Origin of the sequence: Paracoccus sp. (in: a-proteobacteria), from assembly GCF_030536915.1 — a bacterium.
Lineage (GTDB): Bacteria > Pseudomonadota > Alphaproteobacteria > Rhodobacterales > Rhodobacteraceae > Paracoccus.
Window position 1 is genome coordinate 1 of the sequence record NZ_JAUNPC010000089.1, and the last position, 10,871, is coordinate 10,871.

Annotated in this window: 10 protein-coding genes and 1 pseudogene; 5 read left to right on the forward strand and 6 right to left on the reverse strand. The window is 68.3% G+C overall.

The features are described 5' to 3' along the window. Nucleotides 1-53: 53 nt before the first annotated feature. The 5 genes from Q4F04_RS12750 to Q4F04_RS12770 form a co-directional block, all read right to left on the reverse strand. Nucleotides 54-983, reverse strand: a complete 930-nt coding sequence (locus Q4F04_RS12750; RefSeq protein WP_303370199.1) for a phosphoglycerate dehydrogenase — start codon at nucleotides 981-983, stop codon at nucleotides 54-56. A 12-nt stretch (nucleotides 984-995) separates the two neighbouring features. After that, nucleotides 996-1,643 carry an acylneuraminate cytidylyltransferase family protein gene (locus Q4F04_RS12755; RefSeq protein WP_303370200.1) on the reverse strand — a complete coding sequence of 216 codons (648 nt, stop codon included), beginning with the start codon at nucleotides 1,641-1,643 and terminating at the stop codon, nucleotides 996-998. A 10-nt stretch (nucleotides 1,644-1,653) separates the two neighbouring features. Further along, nucleotides 1,654-2,601: a glycosyltransferase family 2 protein gene (locus Q4F04_RS12760; RefSeq protein WP_303370201.1), complete on the reverse strand. Its 948-nt coding sequence runs from the start codon at nucleotides 2,599-2,601 to the stop codon at nucleotides 1,654-1,656. Between the two features lie 389 nt (nucleotides 2,602-2,990). Beyond that, on the reverse strand, nucleotides 2,991-3,497 hold the full coding sequence (locus Q4F04_RS12765) for a hypothetical protein (protein WP_303370202.1): 507 nt from the start codon (nucleotides 3,495-3,497) through the stop codon (nucleotides 2,991-2,993). After that, nucleotides 3,494-4,321 (reverse strand): DUF3100 domain-containing protein, encoded by an 828-nt coding sequence (locus tag Q4F04_RS12770; RefSeq protein ID WP_303370203.1) that lies wholly within the window; start codon nucleotides 4,319-4,321, stop codon nucleotides 3,494-3,496. The genes Q4F04_RS12765 and Q4F04_RS12770 overlap by 4 nt, the downstream gene beginning before the upstream one ends. A 175-nt stretch (nucleotides 4,322-4,496) precedes the next feature. On the opposite strand from Q4F04_RS12770, the gene Q4F04_RS12775 reads away from it, so the two are divergent. The 4 genes from Q4F04_RS12775 (at nucleotide 4,497) to Q4F04_RS12790 (ending at nucleotide 8,903) form a co-directional block, all read left to right on the forward strand. Further along, on the forward strand, nucleotides 4,497-5,396 hold the full coding sequence (locus Q4F04_RS12775; protein WP_303370204.1) for a VOC family protein: 900 nt from the start codon (nucleotides 4,497-4,499) through the stop codon (nucleotides 5,394-5,396). A gap of 64 nt (nucleotides 5,397-5,460) precedes the next feature. Then, the gene (locus Q4F04_RS12780) at nucleotides 5,461-6,381 is read left to right on the forward strand and encodes a LysR family transcriptional regulator (RefSeq protein WP_303370205.1); all 921 of its coding nucleotides are present in this window, start codon (nucleotides 5,461-5,463) and stop codon (nucleotides 6,379-6,381) included. Nucleotides 6,382-6,472: 91 nt separating this feature from the next. After that, entirely contained in the window at nucleotides 6,473-7,369 is an 897-nt protein-coding gene (locus Q4F04_RS12785; RefSeq protein WP_303370206.1) for an NAD(P)-dependent oxidoreductase, read from the forward strand. A 1-nt stretch (nucleotide 7,370) separates the two neighbouring features. Next, on the forward strand, nucleotides 7,371-8,903 hold the full coding sequence (locus tag Q4F04_RS12790) for an aldehyde dehydrogenase family protein (RefSeq protein ID WP_303370207.1): 1,533 nt from the start codon (nucleotides 7,371-7,373) through the stop codon (nucleotides 8,901-8,903). A gap of 165 nt (nucleotides 8,904-9,068) precedes the next feature. Here Q4F04_RS12790 and Q4F04_RS12795 read toward each other — a convergent pair whose 3' ends face one another. Next, nucleotides 9,069-9,536 (reverse strand): Lrp/AsnC family transcriptional regulator, encoded by a 468-nt coding sequence (locus tag Q4F04_RS12795; RefSeq protein WP_303370208.1) that lies wholly within the window; start codon nucleotides 9,534-9,536, stop codon nucleotides 9,069-9,071. A 113-nt stretch (nucleotides 9,537-9,649) separates the two neighbouring features. On the opposite strand from Q4F04_RS12795, the pseudogene Q4F04_RS12800 reads away from it, so the two are divergent. Further along, nucleotides 9,650-10,871: pseudogene (locus Q4F04_RS12800) on the forward strand (transketolase); the annotation flags it as partial.

The window sequence follows — 10,871 nt, forward strand, 5'->3', positions numbered from 1 at the left end:
GTCAGCGTTTGATCCGCTGGCGCTCTGCGCTGTGGTGATATACCGGCGCCTCGTCAGGCCAGAAACCGAGCCAAGTGGTCGATCGCCGCGTGGCTGGCGCGGATCACGCCGTCGATGGTGTTCGAGCCGTTGTGCGTGCCCAGGATCACCCGCTCCATCCCGCGCAGGGGGCTGCCCTCGGGCAGCGGCTCGATTTCAAAGACGTCCAGCGCGGCGGAATGGACGCGGCCCGATTGCAGGGCGGCGATCAGGGCGGCCTCGTCGATCAGGGGGCCGCGGGCCACGTTCACGATCCGCACGCCCTCCTTGCAGCGGCCGAGCACCTCGGCGTTCAGCATGTGGTGGTTGTGGCGGTTCAGGGCGCAGGTGAAGACGATGAAATCCTGATCCTCGACCCCCTCGGGCCAGGCGGCGCGGACGAGGCCGGGGATGCCGGCGTCGCCCTCGACCCCCGGATCATAGGCGGTCACGGTCAGGCCCAGGGCCTGCAGCCGGGTGACGGTGTTGCGGCCGATGTCGCCCAGGCCCACCACCGCCGCGCGGCGCCCGGTCAGGCTGATGCCGGCGGGCTTGGGCCAGCCGCCCGCGCGCACGCCGCGGTCGATCAGGAAAAGCTGGCGCGCCAGCCCGATGGTGAAGGCGGTCGCGACATCGGCTACCTCGGCCCCGAACATCTGGGGCGTGTTGGTGATCGGAATGCCAAGCTCGCGGCAGGCCTCGAAATCGACGTTGTCCACGCCGATGCCCCATTTGACCGCCGCCCGCAGCCGCCCCGCGCGTCCCGCCTGAAAGACCGTGCGGTTGGCCGGGTCGTCGCCGATGATCCAGCCGTCATAGCCCGGAAGCAGCGCAACCAGTTCCTCGACGGACAGCGTCTGCGTCACCTGCGCGGGGTGCAGCCGCAGCCCGCGTCCGGCCGCGTAATCCATGAAACGGTCGATCTGCCCCAGCATCGGGGGGCAGGTCACGAGAACGTCCTTCATCAATGCTTCCTTTCAGGCGACCGCAGGGGCGGCGTTCTGGCGCATGGCCGCGACCGCCTCGGTCAGGGCCCAGTCCTCGGGCGTGTCGATATCCAGCGATTCCAGCTTGTCCATGACGAACAGCCGCGGCTTGCGCCCGATCCGGGCATTGGTGCGGGCGAAGCTGTCGCGCGAGAAGATGTAAAGGTTCGAGTTCTCCTCGAACCACGGCTCCAGATCCTGCGTCTGGATCAGGTTGTCGGGATCGTGGTTCACGGGGCTTGCATCCTCGCGGTAGAAGCGGGTCTGGATGCGGTTCACGGTGAAAAGCGAATCCGCCTCTCCCGAGGCGACGCCCGCACGGTAATCCGCCAGCGCGGCGCGGACCGTTTCGGGACGCAGCATGGGGTTGGTCGTGTGGGTCATCAGGTAGCTGTCCGCCTGGACCGCACCCACGTCATCGGCCAGGATCAGGTTCATGGACACCGTGTCGCCGCAAAGCTCGGGCTTGCGGTCGCGGATGCGGACGCGCCCGCCTTCGACCAGGCCGTTCTCGGCCAGGATGTGGCGGGCGTCGGTGTTGATCACGACCTCGTCGATCTCATTGACTGCCAGCAGGGTGTCGAGGATCCAGGAAAACAGCGGCTTGCCGTGCAGCAGGCGGAAGTTCTTGCCCTTCACCCTCTGGCTGTTAGCCTTCATGGGCAGAAGGGCGACGCACCGGTTTGAGCCACTCATCTTGATCCGTTTTCTGTGACGTTTCGGGGAAGAAATATTTCTGCTTGGCCTGCCGCGACAGAAGCCTGTGTTCGTGGTTGCCGACATAGGACCCCACATACTGGTTCCAGCGGTAGCGCAGCATGTCCAGCTTCGATGTCGAGGTGATGCCGTTGCGCCGGGCCGACCGCCAGTCGCCCCGCGCGCTGTCCAGCACGCAGCGCAGCACGTCCAGCCGCGACAAATGCACCTCGGGCATGATCGAGCGCAGCGCGATCGCCTCGCGCTCGAACCGGCGGCGGACCTGCGGCCAGTCTTCCTTGTGATGGTGGAAGACCGGGGCCTCGGCGACATAGGCGATGCAATGGCCCGCCGCGACAAGGCGCTTGGCAAGCTCCATGTCCTCAAGCCCGGTCAGCTCCTCGTCAAAGGGATGCGCGGCCCAGGTGCTGCGCAGCACCGCCGAGTTCGCGTTGTTGCAGAAGAACCCCTGCTGCGGGATCTGCGACACGGCGGGGTAGTACTTGGCGAAGATGCGGCGCTCGCTGTAGTTGCTGTCGTCGTCGCCGATCTGGCGGCCATAGCTGTAGCTGGCCTGCCCGTCGATCAGCGGCTGGCACAGGTTCTGCAGCCAGCGATCATCCACCGGAACGCAATGGCCCGATACCAGCACGAGAATGTCGCCGGTCGCAAAACTGCAGCCGCGGTTGAGCGAGCGCCCGAACGAGAATTCGGCCTTGGTGATCGTCGTGACCTGCGCCCCCTGCTTGCGAGCGATCTCGACCGTGCCGTCAGTCGAGCCGGAGTCGATCAGGACAGTTTCGACCTCGATCCCGTCCGTCCGCTGGCGCGCGATCATCCGCAGCAGGTCATCCAGATGACGCGCTTCGTTCAGGGTGCGAATGACGATGCTCGCGCGCATAGGCGCCTTCCTTCCTGTGGCCTGTCCTTTTGTACAGCCTGATACTGCAGGAGACCAAGTCCTCACAACCCACATATCCGCAGAGTGTTGCCGATCCGTCAGCGATTGCGTCCGTTGCAGCGCGCCGTGGCTGTCCGAGCCTCAGGACGGCCGGACCCTGCGAGGCAGGTCCGGGTTCGTTGCCGCGTCCTGCGCCGCCGGATCGCATCCCAGCAGGTTTAGCGGGAGTTTCGCAAAGTCGTGACATGAAGGATGTCCCGGCACGTCGCCATTCCGGCGATCACTTGCCCGAGGCCGCATCGACACCCTCGCCGTTGGGTCCAGCCGGAGCAACTGCAGATGGCGGGTGCCGCGGCATGAATCCTTCTGACAGGCCGCCGTGGAAACCGTCAGCCCATCACCCGCAAGGTGAGATCGGCGATCAGGACCGAGCCGATGTAGGTTCCGAACATTACGCAGATCGCGACGATCACGATCTTCCAGCCCGATGTGCGTGCGATGCGGAACTCCTGCGCGGTCAGGGCCAAGCCGCCATAGGCCAGCGCCGGCGTCGCCAGGGCCAGGAAGTTCAGCCTGCCGACGGCCTCGGCCACCCAGGCCGCGCCGGGGACGCCGGGGATGGTGACCAGAACCGCCAGCAGCGACACCCAGGCCACCGCCGGCAGCCCGATCCGGATGGTCCGGGCCAGCACGAGACCAGCGGCCGAGGCGGCCAGCAGGACCAGCATCCCCGGCAGCGCCTCAAGGGGCGAGGTTCCCGTCGCCACCCAGTTCGCGACCAGCCCCGCCACGGCGGCGACCAGCAGCATGGACATCTTGTCGCCGGTGCCCAGGTCGGATGCCTCCTCGTCGGCGATCCCCTCGGCCAGATCCTGCAGGTCGGTGGCGCGGGTCATGCTTTCTCTCCCTTCGGCGGATTGGCGGGATCGTGGGGGCGGGCGCGGCGGTACAGCCACTCGGTCAGCGGCAGGGCGACGAAGACGGCGACGTAAAGCCCCGTGGCATAGGTCAGGATGTTGCTGGCGGCGGCAAGGGCGAGGATCAGTTCCTCCTGCTCGGGGATCACCGCGACAAGGCCGCCGGTGCAGGCGGCCAGCATCGAGCCCGAGCCGACCCCGCAGGACATCGCCAGCGCCCGGACGTCGAAGACGCCCAAGGCATGGATCAGGGGCGGCATGATGGCGAAGACGAAGGTGCCGATCAGGGTGCCCGTGGCATAGACCCCCATCGCGCCCGCGCCCTCGGGGCTGTTCAGCCCGTATTTCTCGGCGATCAGGGCCAGGTTCGGCTCGCGGTCGATCGAATAGCTGGCCCCGATCGCCTCGCGCCCCATGCCCAGTAGGTAGACGGCGACGGGGAAGGCGACGGCGATCGTGCCGAGGTTGCCGATCTCCTGCAGGATCAGGGCGGGACCGGCGGCCACGATCTCGCCGATCTGCGGGCCGACAGTGGTGCCGAAGCGGGCGATGAAGGGCATGATCGAGACGATGATCATGGCGCCCGCGATTCTGCCGGATCGCGGCGTCAGGAACCGCCGCGTCGCCTTGTTGACGACGGGGTTCAGCGCGATCCCCAGGGCAAAGGCGTAAAGGATCGGCAGCAGGATCACCGTGGCGATGCCGATCGGCAGCCGGATGATGCCGATCAGTTCGGAAACCGCGATGATCCCCAGCACCAGCAGGTGCAGCGGCAGCGCATCGCGTGAGAAGATGTTGCCCATCAAGCCCCCTCCCGTGGTTCGATGCCGAAGGCTAACCCGCTTTCCGCCGCGCGCGACAGCGCGCTGCTGGGCAACGCCGCGTTGCCCGCCCGGCAACCCTGCGCAAAGGCTCGGCTGGACTTGCGCCGTCCGGCCCGGGCATCATGGCGCCCTTGGGCCGGGGCAGGAGCGGTGAATGACGTCTTCGCTGGGGATCGACCATGCCCTTGTCTGCGTGAGGGACATCGAAAGGACGCGCGACACCTATGCCGCGCTGGGGTTCCTGAACCGCGGCCTCAGCCAGCACCCCTGGGGCACCAGCACGGCCATCCTGGTCTTCCGCGACCAGTTGTTCGAGATCGTCGGGATCGGCGATCCGGCGCTTCTGGACGGATACGAGGCCGGCGGCTTCCGCTTCGGCCGCCATGTCGCGGCGCATCTGGCCGAGCGCGAGGGCGTCTGCCTGACGGCGCTGCACTCGACCGACGCGGCGGCTGATGCAGGGGCGCTGACGGCGCGGGGCGTCGAACTCACGGGGATGATCGAGTTCGGCCGCGAGGTGACCCGCCCCGACGGCAGGTCCGACCGCACCCGGACCTGCCTTGCGATCCTTGCAAACCGCCGCCACCCGCGCCTGTCGCTGTTCGCCTGCCAGCAGTTCCGGCGCGACCTGATCGAGATGCCGGCCTGGATGGACCACCCCAACGGCGTCACCGGCATCGCCGGCCTGACAATCATCGCCGCGCCCCATGAGGGAGCGGAGGCGGCCGATTGGCTGGGGCGGGTTCACGGTGGGACGGGGAAGGTTTCGGACGGCATGACGCGCATCGCCACCCCGAAGGGCACATGGACCGTCACCGGCCCCGAGGGATTTGCCCGGCTTTACGGCGCCGTCCCGCCGCTGCTGGCCAAGGCCACCCTGCCCGGTGTCGCGGGCATCGACCTGCGAACCCCCCGCCCGAAGGACGTCGAGGCGCGCGCCCAGGCCATGGGCCTGCGCTGCCAATGGACCGGCGGCACGCTGGTGCTGCCCGAGGCCGATCAGCTTGGCGGCGTGTGCCTGCGCTTCGGCCCGTTCGGGGAAACCGAGGCGTAGGCCCCGCGCTTGCCTTTTCCGTCCGCCGGTCCAAACCTGCCCCATCCGCGCCGCGAGGGGACCAATGGACGCTTTCGATCACCGATTCCTGCGTGAATTCACCGTGGTGGCGCAGGAAGGCTCGATCCGCAGGGCGGCCGAGCGGTTGAACATCGTCTCCTCCTCGATCAGCCGCAAGATCTCGGATGCGGAAATCCGGCTGGGCGTCAAGCTGTTCGCGCGCCACTCGCAGGGGATGCATCTGACCGAGGCGGGCAAGCTGCTGCTGGATCACGCCACCCATATCAGGAACGAACAGGATTATGTCCGCGAACTGATCGGCCAGTACCGGGACGACACCCGCCGCGTCATTCGCCTGGGGGTGGGCGAGGGCTTCGCGGCCGACCTGATGCAGAACGGGCTGGCGGCGCTGATGCAGGCCCATCCGAACCTGCGCTATCAGATCTCGACCGCCGGGACCGACCGGCTGGTGGAACAGGTGGCGCTGGACCAGGTGGACCTGGCGATCGCCTACAACCCGATCCTTGTGCCGGGGACACGTTCGCTGGCAATCGGGCGGCAGCCGCTTTGCGCGATCGTGCCGGCGGCCTCGCCGCTGATCGGCAGGAAGGGGCTGCGGCTGGCGGATGTGCTGGACCAGCCGCTGGCGCTGCTGAACGAAAGCCACGGCATCCGCCAGCTTCTGGCGCGGGCGGCAAGCGACCAGGGGCTGGCGCTGCGCCCGGTGGTGGAAACCCAGTCGATCACCCTGCTGATCCGCTTCGTGTCGGCGGGCTTGGGCGTGACCTTCCTGCCCCGCTTTTCCGCCGCCATCCAGCAAGCGCGGGGCGAGCTTGCGGTCCTCGACCTCGACGAGCCGCTGCTGCTGGGGGCAAGCGCCCATGCGGTCACGCGGGCCCGGCGGCGGTTGCCGAAATCCGTCGAGGCGGTGGCGGCGCTGCTGGCCACACGCATGGCGGCATTCCTGCCCCCGGCGTTGCCCTGACGGCAACGCGGTGTGCGCAGGCGCAGGGCTGCACCGGGCGCAGGGGCCGCGGCTAGGGTGCGGTCATCCGGTCGCAGCAGGGGGAACATCGATGAGCGCGCGGAACGGCCGCACGGGGATGATCGGCCTTGGGGCCATGGGCCTGCCCATGGCGGTGACGCTTTCGGCCAAGGGCTTCGATGTCATCGGCTTCGACCTTTCCCCGGAACGCCGCGCCAAGGCGGCCGAATCCGGTCTGGCCATCGCGAATTCGCCTGCAGACGTGTTCCGCGCCGCCAATGTCGTGGTCTTCTCGCTGCCTGCCGCGCAGGCCGTCCGCAGCACCATCGACGCCTCGGGGCTGCTGGAGGAGGAGATGCCGCCCAGGGTCATCATCGACACCTCGACCTCGGAACCGCAGGTCAGCCGCGATCTGGCGGCTGCGCTGGCCCCGCGCGGCCACGGGTTCCTGGACGCGCCGGTCAGCGGCGGCCCCTCGGGTTCGGCCAGCGGGCAGTTGTCCTTCATGGTGGGCGGCGAGGAACGCCATGTCGCCGAGGCGATGCCGCATTTCGAGGCGATGGGCACGAAGATCCTGCATGTCGGCGGCAGCGGCGCCGGGAACGTGGCCAAGCTGGTCAACAACATGCTTGTCGCCTGCCACATACTGACGACCGCCGAGGGGCTGCGGCTGGCCGAGGCCGCGGGCGTCGGTGCGGCCGACGCGCTGCGCGTCGTCAACGCCGCCTCGGGGCGCAGCATGCTGTCGGAAGTGCATTTCCCCAACTGGGTCCTCAGCGGCACTTTTTCCAGCGGCTTCTCCGCCGGACTGATGCGCAAGGACGTCGGGCTGGCGCTGGGGCTGGCGGAGGAGGTCGGGGCCGACCTGCCGCTTGCCCGGCTGGCACGGACGCTCTGGGCCGAGGACATGTCCGGCATCGCCGACGAAGACGATTTCACGAGGCTTGGCGATCCGGCCCTTGTCCATCGCCCGCAGGAGACGCGCTGACATGACCACCCATCCGACATCCGGCACCGCCGCGCGCATCGCCGAACTGATGCGGCAGCTTTGCGGCTTCGACCGGATCGCAAGCCTTGTCGGCGGCGAGGCGATGGCGGGCGACGGCGCGCCGATCGACCTGCACGATCCGGCCACGGGCGAGCGGACGGAAACCTATGCCGATGCCGGAGCCGCCGTGATCGATGCCGCCACTGACGCGGCCCTGCGCGCGCAAACCGAGTGGTGGGCCAGGACCGCGACCGAACGCGGCCGCGTCATGTACCGCATCGGCCAGCTTCTGCGCGAGAACGCCGAGGCGCTGGCCGAGCTTGAGGCCCTGTCCGCCGGGCGGCTGATCCGCGACACGGCGGGCGAGGCGCTGCGCGTGGCCGAGCAGTTCGAATATTACGCCGGCTGGTGCGACAAGCTGCATGGCGAGGTGATCCCGGTCCCGACCACGCACCTGAACTATACCCGCCCCGAGCCTTACGGCGTGGTCGTGCAGATCACGCCCTGGAACGCGCCGCTGAACACCGCGGGCTGGCAGGTCGCCCCGGCGATCTGCGCGGGCAACGCCGTGCTGCTGAAGCCCTCGGAACTGACGCCGTACAGCTCGCTGGTGATCGGCGTGCTGTGCGAGCGGGCGGGCGCGCCGCGCGGGCTGGTGAACGTGATCGCGGGCGCGGGGCCGACGGCGGGCCAGCAGGCGATCAGCCATCCCGAAACCCGGCTGGTGGTCTTCGTGGGCTCGGCGCAGGCCGGGGCGAAGATCGCCGAGACGGCGGCCCGCAACATCGTGCCCTGCATCCTGGAACTGGGCGGCAAGTCGGCCAACATCATCTTCGACGACGCCGATCTGGACCGGGCGATCGTGGGCGCGCAGGCGGCGATCTTCGGCGCCGCGGGGCAAAGCTGCGTCGCGGGCTCGCGCCTGCTTGTCCAGCGCAGCATCCATGCCGAGTTCGTCCGCCGCTATGCCGAGGCGACCGCCCGCATCCCTGTCGGGATGCCCTTGGACCGCAGGGCCCTGATGGGGCCGATCAACAACCTGCGCCAGTTCGAGAAGGTGCAGGCCATGGTCCGCCGCGCCGTGGACGAGGGCGGGCGGATCGTGACGGGCGGCGGCCGGCCGGACGCCTTCCCGCGCGGCTATTTCTACGCCCCCACCGTCATCGACGGCCTGCGCCCCGACATGGAGATCGCCACCGAGGAAGTCTTCGGCCCCGTCGTCGGCGTCCTCCCCTTCGGGGACGAGGACGATGCGGTCGCGCTGGCCAACGCCACCCCCTACGGTCTCGCGGGCGCGGTCTGGACGCGGGATGTCGGCCGCGCACACCGGGTCGCGGCCAAGGTGCGGGCCGGGACGTTCTGGATCAATTCCTACAAGACCATCAACGTGATGTCGCCCTTCGGGGGCTTCCGCAAAAGCGGCTACGGACGATCCTCGGGGCGCGAGGGGCTGGCGGCCTATTCGGTGACGAAAAGCGTCTGGGTCGAGACATCCGCCACCCCCACCATGACCTTCAGCTATTCGCCGGAGTGACGAAAGCAGGTCCCCTGCCGAATGGCCGCTGGTGCGAGGTGCTGTTTCGGAACAGAGGAATGTTGTCCTGATGGCGCCCGTCGGGGCGCCCCCTGCATCGAGGCGCCGCAGGTGCAAGGGCGAGGCTTCCTCGCAGCGCCTCTGCCGCCGGCGGGGACGGCAGGATCAGGGCGTCCGCGCGATCCCCGATTTCACCCGCCGGATCGGGATCGAGCTTTCGATGTTCGAGACGCCCGGCACCCGGGTCAGCCGGGCGGTCAGGAAGGTTTCATAGGTGGCAAGGCTTTCGGTCACGATCCGCAGCAGATAGTCGCGGCTGCCGGTCATCAGCCAGCAGTCCACGACCTCGGGGAAGCTGCGGATGGCGGATTCGAACTGTTCCAGCGCCCGGTCGATCTGCCGGTCAAGCTGCACCGACACGAAGACCGTGATTCCGTAGCCAAGCGCCGCCTCGTCGATCAGCGCGGTGTAGCCGGTGATGACGCCGCGGCTTTCCAGCGCCCGGATGCGGCGCGCGACCGGGGTGGGGCTTAGGCCCACGCGCTCGCTGATGTCCTGCACCGGCATGCGCCCGTTTTCCCGCAGCAGGCGGAGGATTCTGATCTCGAATGAATCAAGTTGGACGGATGTCACTCGAAAACCATCCCTTGCCGCGCCTTTCCGCTCGCATCCGACCGCACGATGACTGAAATCGCAAGGTTCCCCTCTCCCACCCGCGCTATGCTGCGCCAAAGCGGAGGCGAACCATGACCAACCCCCATCTGAAGACCGTCGAGCAGCGCCTGTTGTGGCTGTCCCACTGGATGATCCACAATGCCAACCACATCCGGCCCAAGGCGGACGGGATCAAGGTGGGCGGACACCAGGCGTCATCCGCCTCGATGGTGTCGATCCTGACGGCGCTTTATTTCACCGCGCTGCGCCCGCAGGACCGGGTGGCGGTCAAGCCCCATGCCTCGCCCATCTTCCACGCGATGCAATACCTGATGGGCAACCTCGACCGCACGCGGATGGAGAACTTTCGCGGCTATGGCGGGGTGCAATCCTATCCCTCGCGGACCAAGGATGTGGACGACGTGGATTTCTCGACCGGCTCGGTCGGCCTCGGGGTGGCGGTCACGGCCTTCGCCTCGCTGATCCAGGATTACGTCGCCGCCAAGCCCTGGGCGGGCGACCAGCCCATGGGCCGGATGATCGCGCTGATGGGCGACGCGGAACTGGACGAGGGCAATATCTACGAATGCCTGCAGGAAGGCTGGAAGCACGAGTTGCGCAACTGCTGGTGGGTGATCGACTACAACCGCCAGTCCCTGGACGGCGTGGTGCGCGAAGGGCTGTGGAGCCGGATCGAGGCGATCTTCGGCGCCTTCGGCTGGGACGTGGTGCGGGTGAAATACGGCGCGTTGCAACGCGCGGCCTTCGCCGAGCCGGGGGGCGAGGCGCTGCGGGCCTGGATCGACGCCTGCCCGAACCAGCTTTATTCGGCGCTGACCTATCAGGGCGGCGCGGTCTGGCGGGCGCGGCTGATGGACGACCTGGGCGACCAGGGGGATGTCAGCGCGCTGATCGGGCGGCGGGACGACGCGGAACTCGCCGCGCTGATGGAGAACCTGGGCGGCAACTGTGTGGACACGATGGCCGAGGTCTTCGCGTCCATCGACCACGACCGGCCGACCTGTTTCCTCGCCTATACCGTCAAGGGCTGGGGGACGCCCATCGCGGGGCACAAGGACAACCACGGCGGGCTGATGACCAAGGCGCAGATGGCCGGGTGGCAGGAGCAGATGGGCGTGGCGCAGGGGCAGGAATGGGACCGCTTCGCCACGGTTCAGGATATCGATGGATTCCGGGCGTTTCTGGACTCGGTGCCGTTCTTCGCCAAGGGCACCCGGCGGCTGCACGACGAAGCCATTCCCGTTCCGGGGATCGAGCTTGCGGCGGACCGCGAGATCTCGACGCAGACTGCCT

What these genes read in the sequence shown, in the direction of transcription:
- Q4F04_RS12760 (WP_303370201.1), bottom strand. Translation starts at nt 2,601, where the DNA reads ATGCGCGCGAGCATCGTCATTCGCACCCTGAACGAAGCGCGTCATCTG.
- Q4F04_RS12775 (WP_303370204.1), top strand. Translation starts at nt 4,497, where the DNA reads ATGACGTCTTCGCTGGGGATCGACCATGCCCTTGTCTGCGTGAGGGAC.
- Q4F04_RS12770 (WP_303370203.1), bottom strand. Translation starts at nt 4,321, where the DNA reads ATGGGCAACATCTTCTCACGCGATGCGCTGCCGCTGCACCTGCTGGTG.
- Q4F04_RS12785 (WP_303370206.1), top strand. Translation starts at nt 6,473, where the DNA reads ATGAGCGCGCGGAACGGCCGCACGGGGATGATCGGCCTTGGGGCCATG.
- Q4F04_RS12750 (WP_303370199.1), bottom strand. Translation starts at nt 983, where the DNA reads ATGAAGGACGTTCTCGTGACCTGCCCCCCGATGCTGGGGCAGATCGAC.
- Q4F04_RS12765 (WP_303370202.1), bottom strand. Translation starts at nt 3,497, where the DNA reads ATGACCCGCGCCACCGACCTGCAGGATCTGGCCGAGGGGATCGCCGAC.
- Q4F04_RS12780 (WP_303370205.1), top strand. Translation starts at nt 5,461, where the DNA reads ATGGACGCTTTCGATCACCGATTCCTGCGTGAATTCACCGTGGTGGCG.
- Q4F04_RS12790 (WP_303370207.1), top strand. Translation starts at nt 7,371, where the DNA reads ATGACCACCCATCCGACATCCGGCACCGCCGCGCGCATCGCCGAACTG.